Here is a 23,655-nt window from a genome sequence, read left to right as displayed (position 1 = left end):
GTCTATGAGACTAGTGGTCCAAGAACCAGCGCCTCAAGCCCGGTGCCCCGACCGGTCACCGCCGACCCCCGGAGGACGGGAGGGGCGGAGACCGCCTGGTGTGACCACAGCGTCAGGACGGGACGCTACGCCGCACGCCGATGACCACACAACCCGTCGCGGCACACGCTTTTCCGCGAACGTTTATCACTCCGGCACAGGAAACTGACGCGCCCCACGCACCCGGGAACAAGAAGGAGGCGGCCACCCCGGATGGGGTGACCGCCTCCTCAAAGAGCGGTCGGAGCCGCGCGGGCTCCGAGACTCCGGAACTCTGGAACTCTGGAGCGTCCTACTTGACGGTGACCGAGGCGCCGGCCTTCTCCAGGGCCTCCTTGGCCTTGTCGGCCGTCTCCTTGTTGACCTTCTCCAGCAGCGGCTTCGGCGCGCCGTCGACCAGGTCCTTGGCCTCCTTGAGGCCGAGGCTCGTCAGGGCGCGAACCTCCTTGATGACCTGGATCTTCTTGTCGCCGGCACCCTCGAGGATGACGTCGAACTCGTCCTGGACGGCGGCCTCCTCGCCACCGGCGGCCGGGGCGCCCGGGGCGGCGGCGACGGCCGCGACCGGCGCGGCGGCCTTGACGTCGAAGACGTCCTCGAACTGCTTCACGAACTCGGACAGCTCAAGAAGGGTCATCTCCTTGAACGCGTCGAGCAGTTCGTCGGTGCTGAGCTTAGCCATGATGTTTCCTCCGCTATGGCGTGAAATCTCGGGTGGTACGGAACCGCGGGTACGCCTACTCGGCGGCGGTCTCGGCGGACTCGCCGCCGGCCTCGCGCTTGGCGCGCAGCGCCTCGGCGAGCTGGGCCGCCTGCGTCGGCAGGGCGTTGAACAGCGCGGCGGCGTTCGCCATCGAGCCCTTCATCGCACCGGCCAGCTTGGCGAGCAGAACCTCGCGCGACTCGAGGTCCGCGAGCTTGGTGACCTCGGCGGCGTCCATCGACTGACCGTCGATGAAGCCGCCCTTGATCACCAGCATCGGGTTCGCCTTGGCGAAGTCGCGCAGGCCCTTGGCGGCCTCGACCACGTCGCCGCGCACGAACGCGATGGCCGACGGGCCTTCGAGCAGCTCACGGAACCGCTCGTCGACACCGGCCTCGTTCGCGGCGCGCTTGGTCAGCGTGTTCTTCACCACGCGGAACCGCGCGTTCTCGCCGAGGTTGTCGCGCAGCTCCTTGACCTGCGCGACGCTGAGCCCGCGGTACTCGGTCAGCACGGCACCGCTGGAGCTCTCGAACTCGCTCTTGAGCTCGGCGATCGCCGCGTCCTTGTGGGCCTTGGCCATAGCCCTCCTTCCGATTACCTGGGTGGTCCGATCCGCGCCCGGCCCCGCGAGGGGGTTGGGGGCGCCGATCCACCAAAAAACGCCCCGGCGCAGGCGCACGGGGCGTCCAGGCACGGCACGGAGGCCATGCGGAAGCTCTCGTCTCACCTACGCAGGCCGCCCGAACGGTGTCGGGTCCTTCGGTCACCTCACGGAGGTGACGACCGGCGGTCTTCGGCATCGAACAGAGTACGTGTTCGCCGCCCGTCCTACCAAATCGACGGGACGGCAGGCATCGAACGGCGAGGGGACCGCGGCCCGTGCGGGCCGCGGTCCCCTCGTCCGGCTCTGCGTTCGTCCGGCTCTGCGTTCGTCCGGCTCTGCGCTCAGCTCACGCGCTCGGCGGTCAGGCGCCGCCGAGGCCGCCACCGAGCTGCTTCATCATCTCGGCGAAGTCCGTGACCTGGTCGGCCGGCGGCTCGGTGATGTCCACCGGCTTGCCGTAGTCCCGGTACTTCATCGTCATGGTCAGCGTGCCCTCGGCCGTCTTGTTCGACGTCATCCGCATCTGCTGCGGCACCTGCTGGCCGTCGACCCAGAGGTCGAAGTTCATGGCGTCCATGCCGGTCGTGGTGGCGTTCTTGCGGTAGGCGTCCTGCATCTCCGGGGAGAGCTTGGCGATCGCGTCCTCCATCCGGTAGGTGCCGGTGTAGTGCGTCGTCTCGACGCCGTTCACCGTCTCCTTGCCGACCTCGCGCACGTCCTTGGACGCCGTCAGCATCTTGGTGTTCTGCACCGGGTCCATCTGGCGGGACTGCTGCAGCAGCTCGTCGATGTTCATGCCGGACTGCTTGCCCAGCTCGTCGAGCGAGAGCTTGATCCACGGCTTGGCGCCCGCGCCGCCGCCGAGCTGCGACAGCATCGGCATCTTCAGGTACATGGTCCGGCCGACGAGGCGCTGCTCCATGCCGCCCATCGACTTGCCCGCCATCTTCATCTCGCTGAAGTTCATGCTGTAGGCGAGGTCGGGCTTCGTCCGGTACTGCATGGTGCCGTTCATCGTGAGGTCGCCCTCGGACGTGCCGGCCATCTGCATCGACATGTCGGCCTTGAAGGAGTCGACGTCGCCGGTCTTCTCCGCGGCCTTGCCGAGCACCTGGGCCGCGGTGAGCTTGATGTTCTTGCCGGCCTCGTCCACCTTGTTCCCGGCGTCCCCGAGACAGCCGGTCAGCGAGAGGGCGAGGCCGGTGGCCAGCGCCGTGCCGGCGACGAAACGACGGATCATCGTGGGGGTTCTCCTAGCTCTTCTGGTTCGCCCGGGCACGCGGGCCGAACAGTAGGTCAGACGCGGGAGAACCCGACTCGGTTCACCCGCGCCGGTGCGACCCCGTGCTCAGCCGCCGCCCAGGAACGACCCGATCGACAGTTCACCCACCTGATCGGACGGCGGCGGGTTCACGGTGAACGACTTACCGTAGTCGCTGTAGAGGACGGTCACCGAACCGTTTTCGCCCTGCGACCCGTTCGCCTTCGACACGATCTTGCGGGGCAGGTTGTCGCCGTCCGTCCACAGATCGAAGTTGATCTTACCGTTGGCGCGGTCCTTCGGCAGCCACCTGCTCACCTTCTCGCGCGCCTGCGCGTCGAGGCGGTTCAGCGCGTCCTCGACGGTGACCGTGCCCGCGTAGTGCGTCGTCCGCACGCCGTCGACGCTCTCAATGCCGACCCGGCGGACGTCCTTGGAGCCGGTGAACATCTTCGTCTGCTCGGCCGGGTCGACCTTCTGCACCTGCTCGACCAGGCCCTGGACGTCGAACCCGGTGCGCTGCGACACCTGGCCCACGTTGATCTTCACCCACGGCTTGCCGTCGCTGACGAACCGGGCGAGCTGCGGGAGCTTCGCGTACAGCACGTCGCCGGTGAAGATCGCCTGACCCTTGGCGCCCGGCACGCTCTGCCCGTTGCGCTGGAACTCGTCCAGCTTCGCGCTGAACGTCAGCTCGGGGCGCAGCCGGAACTGCCCGTCGGCGTGGATCCTGCCGGCGCCGTCCCCGGTGCCGGTCACGGTGAGGTCGGCCTTGAACGTGTCGGCCTCCCCCGTCTTCTGGGACGTCTTGAGCAGCGCCTGCCCGGCGCTGAGCTTCATGTTCTCCGTGTTCGCCGACCCGTCCCCGTTGCATCCGGACAGGACGAGCGCGGCACCCACGGCGGTGCCGCCGGCCGCCACCACGAGTCGTCGGTTCATGAGGGTTGAGCCTCCCTTGTCGCCCTTCTGGTGTTCCCAGTGTCGCGGGACGCCAACATCACGGGCATCCCCCGGTGGTACGAACGAGGGGCCGGGCGGTACGACCAACGGCGTAGCCCCGTCCACGCGGGACGGAAGGGGACGGCCCCGCGTCAGCGGTAGGAGCCGAAGGACATCGACCCGTCGAACCCGGCGCCGGGCGACTGCGCGTTCAGCCGGATCGTGGTCGGGCGGGCGCTGCTGTCGGCCCACAGGTCGAGGCCGCAGCCGGTGGAGTCCGGGACCCAGGTGCGGAACCGGGTCGCCGCGTCCTGTGGGAGCAGCGCGTACACGCCGCCCATCAGCGCCTGGGCGCTGAACTGGGTCCGGCCGGACGCGTCCGGCTCGCTCGCGGTCATCCCGGGCAGCGTCCCGATCATGAAGGTGAACTGCCGGGGGTCGGAGTCGCTCTGCAGCTTGCCCAGCTGCGCGGCGGTGAGCGTGGACGTCGTCCACTTCTCCCCGTCGAAGCCCTTGAGGACGTTCCCGCTGACGATCACCTTCTGGGTGACCTTGCTGAGCTCGCCGTTCTGCCGCGTCGCCGTGACGCCGGTGGCGCTCATCGCGAACTTCGGCCACAGGGTGAACGAGGCGGTCTCGACGGCGTGCTGGTAATCGCCGTTCGCCCCGATCGTCACCTTCATGTCCGTCTTGCGGGTGAAGGAGTGCAGGCTGGGGCCCGGCTGGGGCGGTGCCGTGGGCAGGCCGTGCGCGCCGCCGCCGTTCCCGGCTCCCGGGCCCGCGCCCGGGGCGCCCGGGTTGCGCGCGCCCGGCGCGGGGGACGCGCCCGGCGTGACGGTGCCGGCCGTGGAGCCGTTCGGGTTGGTACCGTCCTGCTGGGCCATGGCCGCGGCCGGCGGCATCGCGCCGGCGTCCTTGCCGGAGTCGCCGCCGACCTTGACGACCATCAGGATCGCGGTGGGCACGACGGCCACGGCGGCCACGGCGGAGATGGCGATGGCCCGGTCGGTTCGACGCTTCACGAGGCAATTCAACACCAGGTTCCCCGCAGGTAACAAAACAATCGAGATACGAATTGTCCGGTTCCGGACGGTGATCTATGTATCCGGCGGGTTCGGTGCTACGTCAACCCGGTGTGAGGCGGGCTCGGGTGCTAGGCGGGCTCGGGTGCTAGGCGGGCTCGGGTGCTAGGCGGGCTCGGTGAGGGCGGCGCGCAGGGCGGACTTGCGGATCTTGCCGGTGCCGGTGCGCGGCAGCGTGTCGGCGTACTCGATGCGGCGCGGCGTCTTGAACCCGGCGAGGCGGGCCCGGCAGGCGGCGACCAGCTCGTCCTCGGCGGGGCGCTCGCCGGCGGGGACGACCACCGCGCAGACCGTCTGGCCCCAGCGCGGGTCGGGCAGCCCGATCACGGCGACGTCGGCGACGCCCGGGACCGTGCGCAGGACGTCCTCGACCTCGCGCGACGACACGTTCTCGCCGCCGGTGATGATCACGTCCTTGAGGCGGTCGACGAGGTAGAGGTAGCCGTCCTCGTCGACGCGGCCGGCGTCGCCGGTGCGGAACCAGCCGCCGGTGAACGCCTCGGCGGTCGCGTCCGGATCGTCCCAGTAGCCGGGCGTGACCTGCGGGCCCCGGACGGCGATCTCCCCCAGCGCGCCGGGCGGGAGGCGCGTGCCGTCCTCGCCGAGCACCGCGATCTCGACACCGCCGGCGGGACGTCCCGCCGACGCCGCGAGCTCCGGCCTCGCCGTGATGGCGGCACGGTGGTCGTCCGGGGACAGGAAGGTCGCGTTGCCGGACAGCTCGGTCATGCCGAACCCCTGGTTGAAGTCGCAGCCGAGGACGTCGCCGGCGCGGCGCAGCAGCGGCACCGGCATCGGCGCCGACCCGTAGGCGATCACGCGGACGCTGCCGCGCAGCACGTCCAGCGTCCCCGGATCGTCCGCGGCGTGCGCGAGCAGGTCTTCGAGCATCGTCGGGGCCAGCGACAGGTTCGTGACGCCGTGCCCGCGCGTCGCGTCCACGAGCGCCGCCGGAGTGAACCGGCGCAGCACGACGGCATGCCGCCCGAAGAGGTGGTGCAGGATGACCTGGTATCCCGCCACATGGCACAGCGGGAACGGCGTGCAGAACACGTCGCCCGGCCGCACGGGACGCCCGCGGGCCGTGACATCGATGCCCGCGAGCAGGCTCCGGTGCGTGAGACGCACTCCCTTGGGACGGCCGGTGGTACCGCTGGTGAACATCAGCCACGCGACATCGTCCGGGTCGGCATCGTCCAGGTCGGCATCGTCCGGGTCGGCATCGTCCAGGTCGGCATCGTCCGGGTCGGCGCCGGACGTGCCGGCCTCCTCAGGAGCGGCGTCCCAGGGCAGATCGTCGATGTCGGTCAGCGGCGCGTGCCCCGCGGGCAGATCCCCCTCGGCGGCCAGCCGGTCGAGCAGGTCCCGCTCGCCGATGACGAGTTCGGCGCCGCTGCGGACGATCTGGTCCGCCCACTCGCGAGGATGCAGCCGCTGGTTCAGCGGCACCAGGACGCGCCCGCCGCGCGGAACCCCGTAATAGGCGGCGACGTACTCCAGGCGGTTGTGCGCCAGCAACGCCACCCGCGCACCGGATGAGCACTGGGCGGACAGGTACGCGCTCAGCGCGTCCGTCCTCGCCCGCAGCTCACGGAACGTCCACGTCGTGCCGTCCACCGACAGCGCCGGGACGTCCGGAACATCCCGCGCCGCCGCGTCGAGCACATCGTGAAGCCGTCGCCGCGAACCGTCCATCACACTCCTCGCCACCCCGGCGAATGTACCGAGGACCCGCCGGAGCGGCGTCCCCGATACCACTGGGTGGACGCGAAAGGGCGTCCCCGCCGCGGCGGGGACGCCCTCACGGTGCGGCGATCAGGCGGTCTCGAACTCCGCCGTCAGGTTGCGGACCGCGTTCGGGTCCACCGGGATGCTCGGGCCCATCGACGTCGTCAGCGACGCCTTCTTCACGTACCGGCCCTTCGCGGCGGACGGCTTGAGCCGCTGGATCTCGTCCACGGCGGCGGCGTAGTTCTCCACCAGCTGGCGCTCGTCGAAGGACGCCTTGCCGATGATGAAGTGCAGGTTCGCGTGCCGGTCGACCCGGAACTCGATCTTGCCGCCCTTGATGTCGGTCACGGCCTTCGCCACGTCCATGGTGACGGTGCCGGTCTTCGGGTTCGGCATCAGGCCGCGCGGGCCGAGCACCCGGCCGAGGCGTCCGACCTTGCCCATCTGGTCCGGCGTGGCGACCACCGCGTCGAAGTCCAGGAAGCCGCCCTGGATCCGCTCGATGAGGTCGTCGGAGCCGACGAGGTCGGCGCCTGCGGACTCCGCCTCCTGCGCCTTGGCGCCGACGGCGAAGACCAGCACGCGGGCGGTCTTACCGGTGCCGTGCGGCAGGTTGACGGTGCCGCGCACCATCTGGTCGGCCTTGCGCGGGTCGACGCCCAGCCGCAGCGCGACCTCGACGGTCGCGTCGAACTTGGTGACCGCGGTCTCCTTGGCGAGCTTCACGGCCTCGGCGGGGCTGTACAGCCGCTCCCGGTCGATCTTCTCCGCCGCTGCGCGGTAGCCCTTGCTGCGCTTCATGTTCGTTCCTCCAGTGGAACTCGTGGTGCGGGCCAGCGCCGGCCCTTCCACAGGTGGGGGATTACTTGACGTCGATGCCCATCGAACGCGCGGTGCCGGCGACGATCTTCTCGGCGGCGTCCAGGTCCCGGGCGTTGAGGTCGGGCATCTTGGTCGTGGCGATCTCGCGGATCTGGTCGCGGGTCACCGAGCCGACCTTGTTCTTGTGCGGCTCGCCGCTGCCCTTCTCCACGCCCGCGGCCTTCAGGATGAGCTGCGCGGCCGGCGGCGTCTTGGTGATGAAGCTGAACGACCGGTCCTCGTAGATGGTGATCTCTACGGGGATCACGTTGCCGCGCTGGGACTCCGTGGCAGCGTTGTACTGCTTGCAGAAGTCCATGATGTTGACGCCGTGCGGACCGAGCGCGGTACCGACCGGCGGAGCCGGCGTCGCCTGCCCGGCCTGCAGCTGCACCTTGACGAGCGCCGCGATCTTCTTCTTCGGAGGCATATAAACCCCTATGTCCCATTTTATTGATGGCTCCGACTCCCGGCCTTCCGGGCAACACGACGGCTGGGACGCATCCACCGTGTAGGAACCGCTTGAATCCGGCTTCTCCGCCTGCACGGAGGCCGGACGCTCGATTGCCGACCCTTGCGGTCCGAGCATTCCTCGGACTGGACATATCGGGTCGGCTGCCCTCCACCTGGGCGAGGGCAACCCGTCCAGGATACGGCCTCACGAGGGTGGATCAGTCAACTCTGGCCCGGACGCGGCCACCGGCAAAGCCTTCGGGCCGTCCCCGCGTGGCGGGAACGGCCCGGACGTGGTCTGGGATCAGATCTTGGAGACCTGGTTGAAGGACAGTTCGACCGGGGTCTCGCGGCCGAAGATCGAGACGAGCACCTTGAGCTTCTGCTGCTCGGCGTTGATCTCGTTGACGGTCGCCGGGAGGGTGGCGAACGGGCCGTCCATGACGGTGACGGACTCGCCGACCTCGTAGTCGACGGCGGCCGGGGCCTTCGCCTGCTCCTTGGCGGCCTTGGCGACGCCCTCCTCGGGCTCGGGGGCCAGCAGGTTCGCGACCTCGTCCAGGCTCAGCGGGGACGGCTTGTTCAGCAGGCCGACGAAGCCGGTGACGCCCGGCGTGTTGCGGACGGCGGCCCACGACTCGTCGGTCAGCTCCATGCGGACGAGGATGTAGCCCGGCAGGACCTTCTCGTTGACCTTCTGCCGCTTGCCCTGCTTGATCTCGGTGACCTCGTGCTGCGGGACCTCGATCTGGAAGATGTAGTCCTCCATGTTGAGGGTCTGCGTCCGGGTCTCGATGTTGGTCTTGACCCGGTTCTCGTAGCCCGCGTAGGAGTGCACGACGTACCAGTCGCCCGGCTGGAGCCGGAGCTGCATCTTGAAGTCGGCGTAGGGGTCGGCCGGCGGCTCGGGCTCGGCCTCCTCGTCGGTGTCCTCAGCGTCCTCGGTGTTCTCGGCGTCCTCGGTGTTCTCGGCGTCCTCGGTGTTCTCGGCGTCCTCGGCCTCGACGGCCTCGACGGCCTCGGCCAGGTCCGCGGCGCCCACGGCGGCGTCCGGCGCGGGCCCCTCGCCCTCGAGCTTCGTGTCCGCGGGCTCGGCGTCGCCGTCGGAGACGACCGCCTCGGCCGTCTCGTCGGCGGGCAGCGCCGCCTGGTCTGCCGCAGCAGCCGCAGCGGACTGGGCCTCTTCAACGGCCTCGTCGTAGGGCTGTGAGGGCTCGGACACGGTGACTCTTTCTCTCGGTCTGCGGTGATGGACTTGCAAGGGTGCGGCGAGCGGGCCGGCGGGCCGCGGCGTCGGGCCCGGCGTCAGCCGAAGATGGCGTAGACGCCCTTCTGCAGCCCGTAGTCGAAGCCGGAGACGATCGCGACCATGACCAGCACGAACACCAGTGCCGCGGTGGTGTAGGTGACCAGCTCCCGCCGGGTGGGCCAGATGACCTTGCGCAGCTCGGCGATGACCTGGCGCACGAACAGCGCGGGCGAGGTCCGCCTGGAGGGGGACTTCTTCCTGCCCTTGCCCTTGCCTTCGTCCTTGGCCTCGGGCTCGTCGCGCTCGTCGCGCGTCTCAGTCGCCATTTGCCGCCGTTCACCTCATAGGTCGTGATCCAACCACCATGTGGTTGCCGCGCCGTCCCGTGACGCGACCGGCACGGGTGCGCGCACTGCACCTCGCAGGGCAGGAGGGACTCGAACCCCCAACCGCCGGTTTTGGAGACCGGAGCTCTACCAATTGAGCCACTGCCCTTCATTCTCCGGCTAAGGAGAACACCCGACCATAGGGCCGGGACGGTGCCGCTACCAGCTTACGGCCTCACGCTGATGCCCGCGTGCGGACAGGCTCGTATACCGGTGACGCGTCACTTGGAGGGTGAGTCTACGTGCAGGACGGCCCCGCGTCGAACCGATACTCATAGATCGCCCACGGGCCGCGGTGAGGCCCGGCACCGTCCTCCAGCCCCCACCCACCGCCATCCAACGGACGAGCTGGCTCGGCACCCCCATATATGGCCCGGGTCACAGGAGGCGATCTGTAACGATGGGGGTATGAGCACTGACCGTCCTCGCATCTCCGCGCGCATCGCCGCGATATCCGAGTCCGCCACGCTGGCCGTCGACGCCAAGGCCAAGGCGCTGAAGGCGGCGGGCCGCCCGGTCATCGGGTTCGGCGCGGGCGAGCCCGACTTCCCCACCCCGGACTACATCGTCGAGGCCGCGGTGACCGCCTGCCGGGTGCCGCGCTTCCACAAGTACACGCCGGCGGGCGGGCTGCCCGAGCTGCGCACCGCCGTGGCCGAGAAGACCGAGCGGGACTCCGGCTACAAGGTGGAGGCCGGCCAGGTCCTCATCACCAACGGCGGCAAGCAGGCGGTGTACGAGGCGTTCGCGGCGCTGCTCGACCCGGGCGACGAGGTGATCGTCCCGACGCCTTACTGGACGACCTACCCCGAGTCGATCAAGCTGGCGGGCGGCGTGCCCGTGGACGTCGTCGCCGACGAGACCACCGGTTACAAGGTGACCGTCGAGCAGCTGGAGGCGGCCCGCACCGACCGGACGAAGGTGCTGCTGTTCGTGTCGCCGTCCAACCCGACCGGCGGCGTGTACACCCGGGACGAGATCGAGGCCATCGGACGCTGGGCCGACGAGCACGGCCTCTGGGTCATCACCGACGAGATCTACGAGCACCTCGTGTACGGGGACGCCGAGTTCCACTCGATGCCCGTCGTGGTGCCGGAGCTCGCCGACCGCACGCTCGTCCTGAACGGCGTGGCCAAGACGTACGCGATGACGGGCTGGCGGGTGGGCTGGCTGATCGGCCCGGCGGACGTGGTGAAGGCCGCGCAGAACCTCCAGTCGCACGCGACGTCCAACGTGGCGAACGTGTCGCAGGCCGCCGCGCTCGCCGCCGTGACCGGCGACCTGTCGGCCGTGGCGGAGATGCGGTCGGCGTTCGACCGGCGCCGCAAGACGATGGTGCGGATGCTCAACGAGATCCCCGGCGTCGTGTGCCCCGAGCCGGAGGGCGCGTTCTACGCCTACCCGTCGGTGAAGGCGCTGCTGGGCAGGGAACTGCGCGGCAAGCGCCCGGAGACGTCGGTGGAGCTGGCGTCCCTGATCCTCGAGGAGGCCGAGGTCGCGCTGGTGCCGGGCGAGGCGTTCGGCACGCCCGGATACTTCCGCCTCTCCTACGCGCTGGGCGACGACGACCTCGTCGAGGGCGTCTCGCGCGTCGCGAAGCTGCTCTCCGAGGCGAGCTGACCCCTCCGCGGACAGGAACCGGCCCCGGGCGCACACCGCCCGGGGCCGGTTCTCATCTGGACGGGGCATGCCCGACCCCGTCCCGGAATGCCCGGACGGGCCGTCCCGCGGCGGCCCCTCTCCGCCGCGAGCCGTCCCGCCAAGGCGGGTCTCCGGTCACTCCACGAGCACGGTCACCTCACGGGCATGATCACCACAAGGGCGCGGCCCTCTCACGGGCGCACCCCTTCGGCGATGCGCATGAGCTGGTCCTTGGCCGATCCGGCGGCGGTCACGGTGACGCCGACCCCGGGCCGCGCCAGCCACGAGACCTGGCGCGCCGAGTCGGGGCGGTCGCCGGTCAGCGCCGGCATCCCCCGCACGGAGGTGCGGCCGGGGATGCCCGGCGTCTTCATGAGGTCCTTGGGGCCGGTGAGCCCGCCGCCCTTCACGAGGGCGATCTCCACCCAGCCGGTCTTCCCGCGCCACGAGCACGTCGTGGTCTCCCATCCGGCGTCCCCGGTCACGGCGCACGGGCCGGCGGCGGCCAGGCCGTCCGGAAGATAGGTGATCCAGCCGGGCAGCGCGCCGATCGCGCCGCCCGCCCCGGGACCGCGCGGCCCCGCGCCGCCGGACGACGGGTGCGCGTCCGGTTTCGACGAGACTCCCGCCCCGGGCCTGCCCTTGGACGGCGGGGACGCGGGGAGGCCGGGGGCGGGAGACCGCTCCGGCGGCCGGGACGCCGAGACCGTTCCGGTGGGACGGGTGATCTCGGAGTTCCCGGCCGGTGTGGCCCGGAACGACTGGTAGGCGGGCACGAGGGCGAGCGCGGCGACGGAGGCGGCGGCCACGCCGGCGGCCGTGCGGATCCGGGCCGCCCGGCGCCGGTGCCGCCGCTTGACGTCCGCGACGAGCGACGGCGACGCGGACGTCCCGGCCACCTGCTCGGCCATCGCGTTCCGCAGTTCACTCTCCAGGTCCATCGCTCATCTCCCCAGTGGCGCCAGGTTCGTGTCGAGGCGCTCCCGGAGCCTGGCGAGCCCCCGGGACGCCTGGCTCTTGACCGTTCCGACCGAGCAGCCGAGCGCCTGCGCCGTCTCCGCCTCCGAGAGGTCCTCCCAGAAGCGCAGGACCAGCACCGCCCGCTGCCGCGGCCCGAGCCGGCGCAACTCGTCCATGAGCGTCCCCCTCAGTTCGACGGCGTGGTTCGGCGACGCGGCGGGCGTCTCCGGGAGGCGCGCCATGTGGATCTCCCGGAGCACCTTCCAGCGGCGGGCCCGGCTGATCACGAGGTTGACCAGGATCCGGCGGACGTACGGCTCCGGATCGCTGCCCGCCTCAAGCCGCCCCCAGTGGCGGTAGGCCTTCTCCAGCGCGGTCTGCAGGATGTCCTCGGCGTCCTGCCGGGCCCCGCACATCAACGCGGCGGTGCGCAGCAGGGCATCGCCGCGTGCCGCCACGAACTCCACGAACGACTCGTCGTCTCGACGCCCCACTGTGCTCCGTCCCGGCCGATGCGGTTCCGGTCTGCCGTTGCCGAGAGCGGACGGCCCCCGCGCCGAGGCCGTCCGCCCGCGTCCTGTGCCCTACCGCGCCTGGCGCAGCGCGGCGGTCACGTCCTGCAGCCCCCCGGCGAGGACGGGGCTGCCGTTGACGAACAGCGAGTAGCCGCTCGGGTCGAACACCAGCACGCCGCCGCCGTTCGGGGCCTGCCAGCCGGCGACGCCCGCCACGGTGACCGGGGTGCCGCCCTCGGGGAGCCGCAGCGCCCGCCGGAGCTGATTCTGGGTCATGCCCGCGGGCGTCTTCAGGGTTTCGACGGTGATCCACTGCCCGGCCTTGCCGGCCCACTTCTGCGTGACCGCGCAGATCCGCTGCTCGCGCAGGTCGGCGGTGCCGGGGACGGCGGACACGTAGCGCAGGCCCTTCGGCAGGATGACGGCCTTCTCGACCGCCCCGCCGACCGGCACGGCGGGGCGGAGCGTGCTGCAGTCGAGCTTCGGCACGGCGGGCAGGCCGGGCTTGGCGGGGACGCGCGCGGACGGCTTGGCCGCCGGCGCGCTCCTCTTCAGGTCCGTGGACGGCGCGCAGGTCGGCAGGTTCGCCGGGAGCTTGGTCTTGGCGTCGGGGAGCTTGGCGTCCGGCAGCTTGGCGTCCGGCAGTTCGGTCTTGGGGAGCTCCGCCTGCGGCAGGTCCTTGGTGACGGGGTTCTGCCTGAGGTGCTGCTCGACCTGCTTCTTGGCGCCGGCGTCGGGCACCTTCACGTCCGGGAGCTCGGCGTCCGGCAGGCCCGTCTTCGGCAGGCCCGTCTCGGGCAGGTCGCCCTTCGCCGGGAGGCACGTCGGGAGCGTCTTCGGCGCGGCGTCCGGCACCTTGCGCTCGGCGGCGGGGGCCTTGCCGCCGTTCGACTGGAGGCCCGCCTCGTGGTGGGTGCCGGTCATCGCCCACGTCGCGGAGCCGCCGACGGCGACGGTGCCGATGGCGGACGCGGCGATCAAGGCGGCCTTCAGCGTGATCATGGTGTGTGTCCCTCTCTGCCGGGGTCTTCTCGCGGGGGGTGGCCCGTATCTCTCTGGCGCCCCTCGTATACGCACGGTGCCCGGAGGGGGTTGCACGCGATTCCGAAGTTTTTTCCGGGATGCCCATGAACGGGATGGCCGCCGCGTGTCATGCGAGGTAGTCCGGTGTGGTGATCCTGCGTGTACGGGGTTCGACCGGGCCGATGATCCGGCAACATTGGCTCATGGAGGCCCGTACCGTTTCAGCGCGTCCGGTCCAGGACGGATCCCTGCCGGACGACCGGGAGCCCGCCGCCGCGCGCGGCCCCGCCCGTCCGGACGTGGCCCTGCTGCCGAAGGCGCACCTGCACCTGCACTTCACCGGGTCGATGCGGCATTCCACGCTGGTGGAGCTGGCCGCCCTGCGCGGCGTCCACCTGCCGGACGCCCTCGCCGAGGACTGGCCGCCCAAGCTGCACGCGACCGACGAGCGCGGCTGGTTCCGGTTCCAGCGCCTGTACGACATCGCGCGGTCGGTGCTGCAGACGCCCGACGACCTGCGCCGCCTGCTGCACGAGACCGCCGAGGACGAAGCGGCGGAAGGGTCCGGCTGGCTGGAGATCCAGGTCGATCCGAGCGGCTACGCGGCGAAGTTCGGCGGGCTGACCCCGACCGTGGAGCTGGTGCTGGACGCGGCGCGGGAGGCGTCGGAGGCGTCCGGCGTGGGCATCGGCGTGGTGATCGCGGCGAACCGGACGCGGCACCCGCTGGACGCGAAGACGCTCGCGCGCCTCGCCGTCCGGTACGCGGGCGAGGGCGTGGTGGGGTTCGGGCTGTCCAACGACGAGCGGCGGGGCCGCGCCTACGACTTCGAGGGCGCGTTCCGGATCGCCAAGCGCGGCGGGCTGCTGTCGGACCCGCACGGCGGCGAGCTGCTCGGCCCGGCGAGCATCCGGGAGTGCCTGGACACGCTGGACGCCGACCGGATCGGGCACGGCGTCCGCGCCGTGGAGGACCCGCGGCTGCTGGCGGCGATCGTCGACCGGGGCGTGACGCTGGAGGTGTGCCCGGCGTCGAACGTGGGCCTCGGGGTGGCGGCGACGGCGTCGGACGTCCCGGTGCGGCGGCTCTTCGAGGCGGGCGCGTCGATCGCGCTGGGCGCCGACGACCCGCTGCTGTTCGGGTCGCGGCTCGCCCGCCAGTACGATCTGGCGCGCACCGCGCACGGGTTCTCCGACGCGGAGCTGGCGGAGCTGGCCCGGCAGTCGATCAGGGCCTCGGCCGCCCCGGACGAACTGCGCAAACGCCTGCTGGCGGGGGTCGACGCCTGGCTCGCGGGCTAGCCGCCGGCGGCCTCGGGCCGGTCGGCGGAGGTCTCCGCGGCGCGCGCAGTGTCCGTGCCGCGGGGGATGTCCGCTTCATGCGGGTTCTCCGCGCCGTGCGGGGTGTCCGCGCCGCGCAGGCCCTCCGCCCACTGCGCCGTCGCGCGGGGGAGGTCGGGGCCGTCCGGGGCGCCGAACGCGGCCTGGACGTTCACGAGCAGGCCGGCCGACAGGAACCGGGCGATCTCTTCGGGCGGTGCGCCGGTGAGGTCGCCGACGACCCGCCAGAGCCGGGCCCAGCGGACGCGTCCGAGCCGGGCGACGTCGTCGTCCCGCACGGCGACCGCATAGATCTTGAGCTGGAGCCGGGGCAGGGCCGGCGCGTCCCGGGGCAGCCGGGCGCACGCCTCCGCCATCGCGGCCAGCGCGTCGCCGCCGCGCCGATCGCGGGCGGCGCCGCGCAGGACGTCCTCGACGTCGTCGAAGCAGCGTTCGGCGGCGGCGAGGAACAGTGCGTGCTTGGACGGGAAGAGCCGGAACATGTACGGCTGGGAGACGCCGATCCGCCGGGCGATCGTCCAGGTGGACGTGCCGTCGTAGCCGCCGTGGGCGAACTCGGCCATCGCGGCCCGGACCGCGAGCTCGCGGCGGTCCGCGGCGCTCATCCTCGGGCTCATGCCGTCCAAGTTAGCTCCCGTCCTCACGGGCCTCCCGGCGGTCGCCACATCCCGCGCAGGTCGAGGTGGGCGATCAGCAGCTCGCCGACGCGCACGATGTGGCCGCGCATCTCGGCGGCGGCCTCCCGCGTGTCCCCGGCGCGCAGCGCGGCCAGGACGCGCTCGTGGTCGGCGGCGGCGAGCGCGGGCCACCCGGCGAGCCTCCCGTACAGGCCGCGCGGGACGTACCGCGCCGTCGTCGCGAGCGACCAGGCGAGCTTCGGCGAGTCGGCGGCGAGGTTGATCTCCCGGTGGAAGAGGTGGTTGCACTCCTCCATGAGGTCGGGGCGGCGCGCGTCCATGGCACGTTCCATGGCCCGCTGCAGGCCGTCCAGCTCCCGGACGGTCCCGGCGCCGATCCTTGGCGCGGCGCGCGCGGTCAGTTCGGCGGCGATGCCCGCCTGCACCCAGAACAGATCCTGGACGTCCTGTCTCGACAGCGGCGCGACGACGAACCCGCGCCTCGGCTCCAGCACGACGAACCCCTCGCTGCGCAGCGACTTCAGCGCCTCCCTGACCGGGGTGACGCTGATGCCGAACTCCAGCGCGAGCCGTTCCAGCCGCAGGTGGTCGCCGGGCCGGACCCGGCCGTCCATGATCAGTTCGCGGATGCGGGCGGCGGCCTCGTCGCTCAGCTGCGGCCGGCTGCCGAGCGCCCGCCGGGGCGGGGGAAGGGGGGCGGGTAGGGCCACGCTCGTACTCCAGTCCGGGGCCCTTCCGCGGCGCGCCCCGCGGCCATCAAGGGCTCCCGCCCTCATGGTTCCCGTTCGGTCGCGCGATGATGCCCGCGACCAGCGGGTCGTCGCCGGATCCGGCGACGGCGCCGTAGCCGTAGCCGGTTCAGAGGGTGACGCCGACGAGGACGGGCTCGTTGACGAGGGTGACGCCGAAGGCGGCGTGGACGCCGGCGCGGACCTCGCGGGCCAGGGCGAGGAGGTCGGCGGTGGTGGCGCCGCCCGGGTTGGTGAGGGCGAGGGTGTGCTTGGTGGAGATGCGGGCGGGTCCGAGGGCGTGGCCCTTGCTGAATCCGGCGCGGTCGATGAGCCAGGCGGCGGACGTCTTGACCCGGTCGCCGGCCTCGCGGTAACGCGGGAACGTCGCGTCCGGGCCGAGGCGCTCGGCGACGCGGCGCTCCAACTCGGCGACCACGTCGGGGGCGAGGATCGGGTTGGTGAAGAACGATCCGGCGCTGCGGGTGTCGGGGTCGGCGTCGTCCAGGACCATGCCCTTGCCGCGCCGCAGTTCGAGGACGGCGTCGCGGGCCTCCTTGAGCGTCACCCGGTCGCCGGGCTCGACCCCCAGCTTGCGCGCCAGCTCGGCGTAGGCGATCGGCTGGGACTCCTCGCCCTCGTGGAGCGCGTACGTGACGTCCAGGACGACGTACCGGTCGCTGCCCTTGAACGCGCTGTGCCGGTAGGTGAAGCGGCAGGCGTCGCGGTCGAGGGCGACGACGGCGCCGGCCTCCCGGTCGTAGGCGCGGACCTCGACGATCGTCTCGCCGACGTCCTGCCCGTAGGCGCCGACGTTCTGGATGGGGGTCGCGCCGACGCGCCCGGGGATGCCGGACAGGCACTCGACGCCGGCGAGGCCGTCGGAGACGCAGCGGGCGACGAACGGGTCCCAGTCCTCGCCGGCCTGGACGCGGACGTGGATCCGGTCGCCCTCGGCGGCGGTGCGCTCGGTGCCGCGGGTGCCGACGTGCACGACGGTGCCGGGGAAGCCGTCGTCGGAGACGACCAGGTTGCTGCCGCCGCCGAGCACGAGGACGGGCTCACCCGCGTCGTCGGCCTTCCGGATCGCGGCGACCAGCTCCGCCTCGGTCGTCGCCTCGACGAAGCGCCGGGCGGGGCCGCCCAGCCGGAGCGTGGTGTAACCCGCCAGCTTCACGTCCTCGGCGAACACCGCCACGTCGTCTTCCCCTCCCCGTAGGTGGCCGGCCCCCGGTGGCGGCATCGGCCGGGCGGGCCCGGCCGATGCACCGCTCGTCGTCAGGCGAGCTTGACGACCGCCTTGGCGCGCGTGAGGACCTTCTGGTCGTTGGACTTGGCGGTGAGCGCCACGACGACCTTGTTGTCGTCCAGCTTCTCCTCCACCTTGCCGCTGATCTCCAGGGTCGCGCCGCCCTGGTCGGGGACGACGACCGGAGAGGAGAACCGTACCCCGTAGTCCACCACGGCGCCCGGGTCGCCGGCCCAGTCGGTCACGAACCGGCCGCCCTGCGCCATCGTGAACATGCCGTGCGCGATCACGTCCGGGAGGCCGACCGCCTTGGCGACGGACTCGCGCCAGTGGATCGGGTTGAAGTCGCCGGACGCGCCCGCGTACATGACGAGGTTCGCGCGGTCGATGGCGTACGTCTGCGCGGGGATCTCGGTGCCGACCTCGACGTCGGCGTAGTTCACCTTGGCGGTCATCAGGCCCCCCGCTCCACGATCGTGTTGTAGGACTTGCAGATCAGCTCGCCCTCGGTCGTCTTGACGTCGGTCTCGATGACCATCTTCTCGTTGTTGCCGATCGACTTGATCTCGGTGATCGTCGCGGTGCAGGTCACGACGTCGCCGGCGCGGACCGGGCGGGTGTACTCGAAGCGCTGCTCGCCGTGCACGACCATCGCGTAGTTCAGCCCGAGCTCGGGGTCGGCGAGGCCGGCGTTGCCGAGCGAGACCACGATCGGGAAGGTGGGCGGCGCGATGACGTCGGGGTATCCGGCCGCCTTGGCCGCCTCCTGGTCGCGGTAGATCGGGTTGCGGTCGCCGATCGCGTCCGCGAACTCGCGGATCTTCACCCGGCTGACCTCGTAGGGGTCGCTGGGCGGGAAGCTCCGCCCGATGAAATCACGGTTGAGTGCCATGCAATCCGTCCCTCCAGGTCGAACGGGGCCGCCCTGCCTGGGCGCCTGCCCGGGCGCCCGCCTGAACACGCGTGTTCCGTCTTCGCTCGGACGGTAACAGAATGACGTTCAGCCCGCCCTCGCCGGGTCTCACTGGCGAGGACGGGCTGAATCATGTCAGGGCAAGCGTGCGAAGAAGTACCCCTCGGCGGCCCCGCGTGCGATGAGCGGGCCACCGGCGCGGACGGACGGTGCGCCGGCGGCCGCGTGCCGCGGCGGGCGCATCGCCGTCCCGGACCTCGGCTAGCGGGTCTCGCGGTGGGAGCGGTGGCACCTGCCCGTTGACAGCGCAGCGGGCAGTACTTCCCCGTCCCGAACCTCGGCTAGCGCGTCTCGCGGTGGGGGCGGTGGCACCTGCCCGTTGACAGCGCAGCGGGCAGTACTTCCCCGTCCCGAACCTCGGCTAGCGGGTCTCGCGGTGGGGGCGGTGGCACCTGCAGTTGGGGCAGTACTTCTTGATCTCGAGGCGGTCCGGGTCGTTGCGCCGGTTCTTCCGCGTGATGTAGTTGCGGTGCTTGCACTCCTGGCAGGCCAGCGTGATCTTCGGCCGGACGTCAGTGGCAGCCACGATGGAGTGCCTTTCTGGGTAAGGGACATGGATCTACGGACCGCGGCCGCCCGAGTCGGGCGGCCGGTGGTTCGACCCAGCCTTCTCACCCCCGGGACGAGGGTGAGAGACATGGGTAGTAGCGAGGGCCGGACTTGAACCGGCGACACAGCGATTATGAGCCGCTTGCTCTGCCTGACTGAGCTACCCCGCCGTGATGGTCGGTGTGGACCGTATTGCAAGGATACCGGATGCTCACCGAACCCTGGAAACGCAAAAACCCGGGTCGAGATCGGGATTCGGTTCCGCGGGCTCCACGGACCGTCTCCCAGGTTACCGGGTGCGCCGATGAGCTGCGAAACGTCCTGCTGGAACCGGTGGGACGGTACCACAGGCCCCGGTATGGAGCGAATCAGCGCGTTCCGGAGCCGAGAGGCGTCCCGGGAACGACGAAGGCCGCCGTCCGGTGGTACCGGATGGCGGCCGGGATGCCGTGAGCCCCTTTACGGAATCGAACCGTAGACCTTCTCCTTACCATGGAGACGCTCTGCCGACTGAGCTAAAGGGGCCTGCGCCGCTCGCGCAGTGAAACCATACACGGCCTGGGCGAGTGTGGCGAACCGGTTTGGCCCCCCGGTGTCCGCGCTGGTCAGCGCAGGAGGTCGCGGGCGATGACGAGCTGCTGGATCTGGCTCGTCCCCTCGTAGATGCGGAAGAGCCGGACGTCGCGGTAGAAGCGCTCGACGGCGACGCCGCGCATGTAGCCCATGCCTCCGTAGACCTGGACGGCGCGGTCGGCGACGCGTCCGACCATCTCGGAGCAGAAGTACTTGGCGCACGACGGCCCCTGCTTGGTGTCCTCGCCGGCGTCGTAGGCGCGGGCGGCTTCCAGCACCATCGCGCGTCCGGCGTACAGCTCGGTCTGGGAGTCGGCGATGAGGCCCTGGACGAGCTGGTATTCACCGATGGTCTTGCCGCCCTGGCTGCGCTCCCTGGCATAGGCGACGGTCTCGTCCACGATCCTCTGGGCGAGCCCGACGCAGACGGCGGCGATGCTGACCCTGCCGTGGGCGAGGGACGCCATGGCGGTGCGGAAGCCGGTTCCCTCCGTCCCGACCATGGCCCCGGCGGGGACGCGCACGTCGTCGAAGAAGACCTCGGCCGTGTGGGCGCCGCGCTGGCCCATCTTCTGGTCGGACGGGCCGACGCTCAGGCCCTCCGTGCCCGCCTCGACGAGGAATGTGGAGATGCCGCGCGAGCCGGCGCCGCCCGTCCTGGCGAAGACCATGAAAACGTCGGCCTCCGGGGCGTTGGTGATGAACCGCTTCGCGCCGTTGAGGACGTAGTCGCCGCCGTCGCGCACGGCGGTCGTGGTCAGCGTGCTGGGGTCGGAGCCGGCCTCCGCCTCGGTGAGCGCGAACGCGCCGACGACCTCGCCGGACGCGAGCCTCGGCAGCCAGGCGTCTTTCTGCTCGTCCGTCCCGGAGTTCACGAGGACCTGCCCGGCGATGCCGTTGCTGGTGCCGAACATGGAGCGGAACGCGGGGCTGGCGTAGCCGATCTCGAAGACGAGCCGGACCTCCTCGCTCAGCGACAGGCCGAGGCCGCCGTACTCCTCGGGCAGCGCGTACCCGAACAGCCCCATCTCCCGCGCCGTGCGGCGCAGCGCCTCCGGGATCGCGTCGGTCTCCTCGATCTCCTCCTCGCGGGGGACCACCTGCTCGCGGACGAAGCTGCGGACGGCCTTGAGCACGTCGGCGAAATCCTGTGACTCCATGACCCCATTCTAGAATCAGATTCCAGGATGGGGCAGGGTCATCGGGCGGTTTCCTGATGTCCCGCCCGCTGTGCCAGGGTGATCGACCATGCCGCTCCAGCATGTCGTCGAGGACGCCGTCCGGGCCGCGATCGCCGAGGACCGGTCGTTCGGCGACCTCCTGCCCCAGCTCATGGACGCGTCCCGGTCGGTCTCCCCCGCCGAGATGAGCGCCGCGCTGCCCCGCCTCGCCGAAGGCATCGCGGAGGCGCCCCCGAACCTCGGCGGCTGGCTCGCCGTCCTGTCCGGCGCATGGATCGAGAACGGCGCCGACCCCGCGCCGGCCGGCCCCGCGCTCGTCCACCGCATCACCGAGGTCACCGCCGCCGCGCTCGCGTTCGGCGACGCGTGGGAGCGGGCCGCGGACGGCAAGCCGCCACCCGACATGCAGGAGGAGCAACCGTCCCAGGAGGTGTTCGGCACGGTCGCGCCGGTCCTCGGGGACGGCGCCGTGACCGCGATGATGGCGTGGTTCGCGCTGCCCCAGTACACGATGGCGGGCTGCACGCTCCTGCAGAAGGCGCCGGACGTCCGCGCCGCGATCGACGACCGCGACTTCCGCGTGCGCGCCGCCGAACAGGCCGCCCGCCATCTCGCGCAGATGGACCACTACCAGACGCTGCTGCGCGTCCTCGACGGCGAGCGCCTGCTCGTCCTCGACCGGGCGGGCCGCACGGGCTGGACGGTCACGATCGGCGGCATCGGCGACAACTTCCAGTTGCACGTCCTGCTCGGCGGGGCCCTCATCGGACGTCCCGGCGGGCTGCCCGGCGACCGTCCCGCACCCGAGATCGTCGCGTGCTTCCTGGACGCCGACGTCCCGCCGGGCCCGCCGATCGTGTCCAGCCCGTGGAACCTCGTCGACGCGCACGGCGAATGGATCTGGAACGAGGGGGTGCCGGCGGACATCCCCGCCGTCAACGGGACCCGCGTCGTGGTGATCGACCCGCCGTCCTACGACCGGACGTTCCCGGCCGGACGGCGCTTCCCGCTGATGCCGGCCACCCTCCGCGTCGAGGGGATGCACCTGCCGGACGACCTCGCCGGCTGGTGGCCGCACATCAAGGCGGCGACGCGCTAGAACCGCACGAACACGGCGGTGGCGTCGTCGTGCCGCTTGCCGCGCGGCGGCGCCGCCTCCGACTCCGCCTCCGCTGCCCGCGTCCTGCGGATGAGTTCCCGCGGGCCCTCCTCCTCCAGGAGGCGCAGCAGGTCGTCCCAGCCCATGTGCTCGAACCGCTCCACGAGCCTGGACGCGCCGTCGCTCAGCACCGCCGCCCGCTTCAGCCCCCCGACCGGCACCTCGCCGGTCTGCCCCTCGTACGCGGCCTCCGGTTTCGTGCTCGCCACCCAGAACCCGCCAGGGCTGTTCCGCGACCTGCGCACGCCTTCGAGCGTGTAGCTGGGCAGATGGTCGACGCGGTCGTCGCGGACCACTTTGACCTCGCCGACGTCCAGCACGATCGGGGAGTCGGCGAGGACGAACCACTCCGCGGCCTCGCCGCGGCACCGCAGCAGCGACACCGTCGCCGACGGGCTGTCCGGGTTGTCCAGATCGCAGGTCGCGGTGTGCGCCTCGCCCGTCACCTTGATCGCCTCGGCGACCAGGTCGGGCAGCGGCTTGCCGTCCTCCAGCGCCAGCAGCGCGGCGATCCGGCCGCCGAGCCTGCGCACCAGCCACGCCGGATCGTGCCGGCACCCGCTGTCCACCCCCGGCGGCGCCGTCGCCCCGTCCAGCAGCACGACCCAGCCGGGGCCGGCCGCGACGAAGTCCTCGTTCTCCCGTCCCGGCGTCGCCTCACTCACATAACTCACCTGCACAGATGCAGGTCTACCCGGTGAAGCGCCCGACCGGGACCGCTAGACCGAAACCGCACACCCCGGCCCGCCGACCTGCCCTCTCCTGTATCGGACACCCGATCCCGACGTTCACGCCGGAATCGCGCACCGGCCCAGGCGCCGAGGAGGGATGTCGGCGCCGGGCACGTGATCGGGCGGCCATCGGCAGCGCCTGACGCTCGCCCGCGCGTTCTGATCTCGGGTGGGACCCGTGGCCCGTCCCGATCCAGGCTCTCGGCCACGCACAGATCACCGGTGCGGTGCCACGTTGTCACCGTTAAGGAAGGTGACTCTCCGCAAGGTCTATCTAGAGTTCTAGATATGGCGCGCGACCCTCGGCTGACCTTGCAGACGCTGCTCGTTCTGAGAGCGATGCTGGAAGATCCGGAACGTGAACGCTTCGGTCTGGAACTGAGCAGGGAGACGGGCCAGCCGACCGGCACGATCTATCCGATCATCATCCGCCTTGAACGATGCGGCTGGGTGGAGAGCTTCTGGGAGCCGGCGGAGCACCATCTGCGGGAAGGGCGGCGCAGGCGCCGCTACTACAGACTCACTGATGACGGCGCTCAACGTGCACGCGAGGCGATCGCCGCGGCGGAACGCACGCGCGGCGGCATCTGGAGCCCGAGCGTGACCGGGGACCTCTCATGAACCTCGACTCGATCCTCGACCGGATGCCCGCCGGAAGCGGCGAGCGGGAGCGGATCCGCCGCGCCTACGCTTTCGCCGCCAGCCGGCACGAAGGACGGCACCGGCGCAGCGGCGCCCCCTACATCACCCACCCGCTGGCCGTCGCCGGAACCGCCGCCGCCATGGGCATGGACGCCCCGATGATCTGCGCCGCTCTCCTCCACGACGTCCTCGCCGACACCACGTGCGGCGACGCCGAGTTGAGCGCCGAGTTCGGCGACGAGATCACCGCGCTCGTCAGGGATCTGACGGATCTCGAGGCAGCCGGAGACGCCGGCCTCCAGACGGCGGCCGACCGAGTCCTGACAGAGATGATGTAGGTGAGCACCTCCCGACGGGGTCTGACCCAAGCCCTGACTGACTTCGTGTCTTCCACGGGATCTGTCGTCCCCGGCCGGGAGGTGCTCGTGTGCACTCACCGTGC

General features: G+C 71.4%; 26 protein-coding genes and 3 tRNA genes. 5 read left to right on the top strand and 24 right to left on the bottom strand.

Annotated elements, in window-relative coordinates; all coding sequences use genetic code 11:
* Window positions 1-331: 331 nt before the first annotated feature.
* The 11 genes from rplL to SM611_RS33320 form a co-directional block, all read right to left on the bottom strand.
* Window positions 332-721 (bottom strand): 50S ribosomal protein L7/L12, encoded by a 390-nt coding sequence (rplL, locus tag SM611_RS33370; RefSeq protein ID WP_371954322.1) that lies wholly within the window; start codon window positions 719-721, stop codon window positions 332-334.
* Between the two features lie 55 nt (window positions 722-776).
* Window positions 777-1,325 (bottom strand): 50S ribosomal protein L10, encoded by a 549-nt coding sequence (gene rplJ / locus SM611_RS33365; protein WP_371954321.1) that lies wholly within the window; start codon window positions 1,323-1,325, stop codon window positions 777-779.
* Between the two features lie 385 nt (window positions 1,326-1,710).
* Window positions 1,711-2,589, bottom strand: a complete 879-nt coding sequence (locus SM611_RS33360; RefSeq protein ID WP_371954320.1) for an SCO4651 family lipoprotein — start codon at window positions 2,587-2,589, stop codon at window positions 1,711-1,713.
* A gap of 108 nt (window positions 2,590-2,697) precedes the next feature.
* On the bottom strand, window positions 2,698-3,549 hold the full coding sequence (locus SM611_RS33355; protein WP_371954319.1) for an SCO4651 family lipoprotein: 852 nt from the start codon (window positions 3,547-3,549) through the stop codon (window positions 2,698-2,700).
* A gap of 152 nt (window positions 3,550-3,701) precedes the next feature.
* On the bottom strand, window positions 3,702-4,571 hold the full coding sequence (locus tag SM611_RS33350; protein WP_371954318.1) for a hypothetical protein: 870 nt from the start codon (window positions 4,569-4,571) through the stop codon (window positions 3,702-3,704).
* Between the two features lie 165 nt (window positions 4,572-4,736).
* The gene (locus SM611_RS33345) at window positions 4,737-6,341 is read right to left on the bottom strand and encodes a class I adenylate-forming enzyme family protein (RefSeq protein ID WP_371954317.1); all 1,605 of its coding nucleotides are present in this window, start codon (window positions 6,339-6,341) and stop codon (window positions 4,737-4,739) included.
* 105 nt (window positions 6,342-6,446) lie between these two features.
* Entirely contained in the window at window positions 6,447-7,163 is a 717-nt protein-coding gene (gene rplA, locus SM611_RS33340; protein ID WP_371954316.1) for a 50S ribosomal protein L1, read from the bottom strand.
* Between the two features lie 61 nt (window positions 7,164-7,224).
* A complete protein-coding gene (rplK, locus tag SM611_RS33335) occupies window positions 7,225-7,653 on the bottom strand; it encodes a 50S ribosomal protein L11 (protein ID WP_371954315.1) in 429 nt (142 codons plus the stop codon).
* A 327-nt stretch (window positions 7,654-7,980) separates the two neighbouring features.
* Window positions 7,981-8,898, bottom strand: a complete 918-nt coding sequence (nusG, locus tag SM611_RS33330; protein ID WP_371954314.1) for a transcription termination/antitermination protein NusG — start codon at window positions 8,896-8,898, stop codon at window positions 7,981-7,983.
* An 83-nt stretch (window positions 8,899-8,981) separates the two neighbouring features.
* Window positions 8,982-9,251 (bottom strand): preprotein translocase subunit SecE, encoded by a 270-nt coding sequence (secE, locus tag SM611_RS33325; protein WP_371954313.1) that lies wholly within the window; start codon window positions 9,249-9,251, stop codon window positions 8,982-8,984.
* Window positions 9,252-9,347: 96 nt separating this feature from the next.
* Window positions 9,348-9,420 (bottom strand) — tRNA-Trp (locus SM611_RS33320).
* Window positions 9,421-9,719: 299 nt separating this feature from the next.
* On the opposite strand from SM611_RS33320, the gene SM611_RS33315 reads away from it, so the two are divergent.
* Entirely contained in the window at window positions 9,720-10,931 is a 1,212-nt protein-coding gene (locus SM611_RS33315) for a pyridoxal phosphate-dependent aminotransferase (protein ID WP_371954312.1), read from the top strand.
* 212 nt (window positions 10,932-11,143) lie between these two features.
* Here the strand turns inward: SM611_RS33315 and SM611_RS33310 are convergent, their stop codons facing one another.
* From SM611_RS33310 to SM611_RS33300, 3 genes are all read right to left on the bottom strand, one after another.
* The gene (locus SM611_RS33310) at window positions 11,144-11,893 is read right to left on the bottom strand and encodes a hypothetical protein (RefSeq protein WP_371954311.1); all 750 of its coding nucleotides are present in this window, start codon (window positions 11,891-11,893) and stop codon (window positions 11,144-11,146) included.
* A 3-nt stretch (window positions 11,894-11,896) separates the two neighbouring features.
* Window positions 11,897-12,406: a SigE family RNA polymerase sigma factor gene (locus SM611_RS33305; RefSeq protein ID WP_371954310.1), complete on the bottom strand. Its 510-nt coding sequence runs from the start codon at window positions 12,404-12,406 to the stop codon at window positions 11,897-11,899.
* 90 nt (window positions 12,407-12,496) lie between these two features.
* Window positions 12,497-13,429 (bottom strand): hypothetical protein, encoded by a 933-nt coding sequence (locus tag SM611_RS33300; protein WP_371954309.1) that lies wholly within the window; start codon window positions 13,427-13,429, stop codon window positions 12,497-12,499.
* 224 nt (window positions 13,430-13,653) lie between these two features.
* On the opposite strand from SM611_RS33300, the gene SM611_RS33295 reads away from it, so the two are divergent.
* A complete protein-coding gene (locus SM611_RS33295; protein ID WP_371954308.1) occupies window positions 13,654-14,751 on the top strand; it encodes an adenosine deaminase in 1,098 nt (365 codons plus the stop codon).
* Here the strand turns inward: SM611_RS33295 and SM611_RS33290 are convergent.
* From SM611_RS33290 to SM611_RS33250, 9 genes are all read right to left on the bottom strand, one after another.
* Complete coding sequence (locus tag SM611_RS33290; RefSeq protein ID WP_371954307.1) at window positions 14,748-15,407, bottom strand: TetR/AcrR family transcriptional regulator; 660 nt, start codon at window positions 15,405-15,407, stop codon at window positions 14,748-14,750. The genes SM611_RS33295 and SM611_RS33290 overlap by 4 nt on opposite strands.
* Window positions 15,408-15,430: 23 nt before the next feature.
* Window positions 15,431-16,138: a GntR family transcriptional regulator gene (locus SM611_RS33285; RefSeq protein WP_371954306.1), complete on the bottom strand. Its 708-nt coding sequence runs from the start codon at window positions 16,136-16,138 to the stop codon at window positions 15,431-15,433.
* A gap of 148 nt (window positions 16,139-16,286) precedes the next feature.
* Window positions 16,287-17,399 (bottom strand): UDP-N-acetylmuramate dehydrogenase, encoded by a 1,113-nt coding sequence (locus SM611_RS33280; RefSeq protein WP_371954305.1) that lies wholly within the window; start codon window positions 17,397-17,399, stop codon window positions 16,287-16,289.
* Window positions 17,400-17,434: 35 nt separating this feature from the next.
* Window positions 17,435-17,860 carry a MaoC/PaaZ C-terminal domain-containing protein gene (locus SM611_RS33275; RefSeq protein WP_371954304.1) on the bottom strand — a complete coding sequence of 142 codons (426 nt, stop codon included), beginning with the start codon at window positions 17,858-17,860 and terminating at the stop codon, window positions 17,435-17,437.
* A complete protein-coding gene (locus SM611_RS33270; protein ID WP_371954303.1) occupies window positions 17,860-18,297 on the bottom strand; it encodes a MaoC family dehydratase N-terminal domain-containing protein in 438 nt (145 codons plus the stop codon). The genes SM611_RS33275 and SM611_RS33270 overlap by 1 nt, the downstream gene beginning before the upstream one ends.
* A 442-nt stretch (window positions 18,298-18,739) precedes the next feature.
* Window positions 18,740-18,904, bottom strand: coding sequence for a 50S ribosomal protein L33 (gene rpmG, locus SM611_RS33265; RefSeq protein WP_067629315.1), 165 nt, complete (start codon window positions 18,902-18,904; stop codon window positions 18,740-18,742).
* 119 nt (window positions 18,905-19,023) lie between these two features.
* Window positions 19,024-19,097, bottom strand: a tRNA-Met gene (locus SM611_RS33260).
* A gap of 282 nt (window positions 19,098-19,379) precedes the next feature.
* A tRNA-Thr gene (locus tag SM611_RS33255) sits at window positions 19,380-19,452 on the bottom strand.
* 80 nt (window positions 19,453-19,532) lie between these two features.
* Window positions 19,533-20,660: an acyl-CoA dehydrogenase family protein gene (locus SM611_RS33250; RefSeq protein WP_371954302.1), complete on the bottom strand. Its 1,128-nt coding sequence runs from the start codon at window positions 20,658-20,660 to the stop codon at window positions 19,533-19,535.
* Window positions 20,661-20,748: 88 nt separating this feature from the next.
* On the opposite strand from SM611_RS33250, the gene SM611_RS33245 reads away from it, so the two are divergent.
* Complete coding sequence (locus tag SM611_RS33245; protein ID WP_371954301.1) at window positions 20,749-21,780, top strand: hypothetical protein; 1,032 nt, start codon at window positions 20,749-20,751, stop codon at window positions 21,778-21,780.
* On the opposite strand, the gene SM611_RS33240 is transcribed toward SM611_RS33245, so the two are convergent.
* Window positions 21,777-22,505, bottom strand: a complete 729-nt coding sequence (locus tag SM611_RS33240) for a protein phosphatase 2C domain-containing protein (RefSeq protein WP_371954300.1) — start codon at window positions 22,503-22,505, stop codon at window positions 21,777-21,779. The genes SM611_RS33245 and SM611_RS33240 overlap by 4 nt on opposite strands.
* A gap of 354 nt (window positions 22,506-22,859) precedes the next feature.
* Here SM611_RS33240 and SM611_RS33235 point away from each other — a divergent pair, with 354 nt between their 5' ends.
* A complete protein-coding gene (locus SM611_RS33235; protein WP_371954299.1) occupies window positions 22,860-23,192 on the top strand; it encodes a helix-turn-helix transcriptional regulator in 333 nt (110 codons plus the stop codon).
* On the top strand, window positions 23,189-23,551 hold the full coding sequence (locus tag SM611_RS33230) for an HD domain-containing protein (RefSeq protein WP_371954298.1): 363 nt from the start codon (window positions 23,189-23,191) through the stop codon (window positions 23,549-23,551). Before SM611_RS33235 ends, SM611_RS33230 begins: the two co-directional genes overlap by 4 nt.
* Window positions 23,552-23,655 lie beyond the last annotated feature (104 nt).

This window comes from Actinomadura monticuli (genome assembly GCF_041463655.1).
Taxonomy (GTDB): Bacteria; Actinomycetota; Actinomycetes; order Streptosporangiales; family Streptosporangiaceae; genus Spirillospora; species Spirillospora monticuli.
Note: the sequence above shows the minus strand (reverse complement) of the source record. Positions and strands in the feature narration are given on the sequence as shown.

Coding starts and splice junctions, on each gene's coding strand:
- rplL (WP_371954322.1), bottom strand. CDS start 721: ATGGCTAAGCTCAGCACCGACGAACTGCTCGACGCGTTCAAGGAGATG.
- rplJ (WP_371954321.1), bottom strand. CDS start 1,325: ATGGCCAAGGCCCACAAGGACGCGGCGATCGCCGAGCTCAAGAGCGAG.
- SM611_RS33360 (WP_371954320.1), bottom strand. CDS start 2,589: ATGATCCGTCGTTTCGTCGCCGGCACGGCGCTGGCCACCGGCCTCGCC.
- SM611_RS33355 (WP_371954319.1), bottom strand. CDS start 3,549: ATGAACCGACGACTCGTGGTGGCGGCCGGCGGCACCGCCGTGGGTGCC.
- rplA (WP_371954316.1), bottom strand. CDS start 7,163: ATGAAGCGCAGCAAGGGCTACCGCGCAGCGGCGGAGAAGATCGACCGG.
- rplK (WP_371954315.1), bottom strand. CDS start 7,653: ATGCCTCCGAAGAAGAAGATCGCGGCGCTCGTCAAGGTGCAGCTGCAG.
- secE (WP_371954313.1), bottom strand. CDS start 9,251: ATGGCGACTGAGACGCGCGACGAGCGCGACGAGCCCGAGGCCAAGGAC.
- SM611_RS33315 (WP_371954312.1), top strand. CDS start 9,720: ATGAGCACTGACCGTCCTCGCATCTCCGCGCGCATCGCCGCGATATCC.
- SM611_RS33310 (WP_371954311.1), bottom strand. CDS start 11,893: ATGGACCTGGAGAGTGAACTGCGGAACGCGATGGCCGAGCAGGTGGCC.
- SM611_RS33300 (WP_371954309.1), bottom strand. CDS start 13,429: ATGATCACGCTGAAGGCCGCCTTGATCGCCGCGTCCGCCATCGGCACC.
- SM611_RS33295 (WP_371954308.1), top strand. CDS start 13,654: ATGGAGGCCCGTACCGTTTCAGCGCGTCCGGTCCAGGACGGATCCCTG.
- SM611_RS33290 (WP_371954307.1), bottom strand. CDS start 15,407: ATGAGCCCGAGGATGAGCGCCGCGGACCGCCGCGAGCTCGCGGTCCGG.
- SM611_RS33280 (WP_371954305.1), bottom strand. CDS start 17,399: ATGCCGCCACCGGGGGCCGGCCACCTACGGGGAGGGGAAGACGACGTG.
- SM611_RS33275 (WP_371954304.1), bottom strand. CDS start 17,860: ATGACCGCCAAGGTGAACTACGCCGACGTCGAGGTCGGCACCGAGATC.
- SM611_RS33270 (WP_371954303.1), bottom strand. CDS start 18,297: ATGGCACTCAACCGTGATTTCATCGGGCGGAGCTTCCCGCCCAGCGAC.
- SM611_RS33250 (WP_371954302.1), bottom strand. CDS start 20,660: ATGGAGTCACAGGATTTCGCCGACGTGCTCAAGGCCGTCCGCAGCTTC.
- SM611_RS33245 (WP_371954301.1), top strand. CDS start 20,749: ATGCCGCTCCAGCATGTCGTCGAGGACGCCGTCCGGGCCGCGATCGCC.
- SM611_RS33235 (WP_371954299.1), top strand. CDS start 22,860: ATGGCGCGCGACCCTCGGCTGACCTTGCAGACGCTGCTCGTTCTGAGA.
- SM611_RS33230 (WP_371954298.1), top strand. CDS start 23,189: ATGAACCTCGACTCGATCCTCGACCGGATGCCCGCCGGAAGCGGCGAG.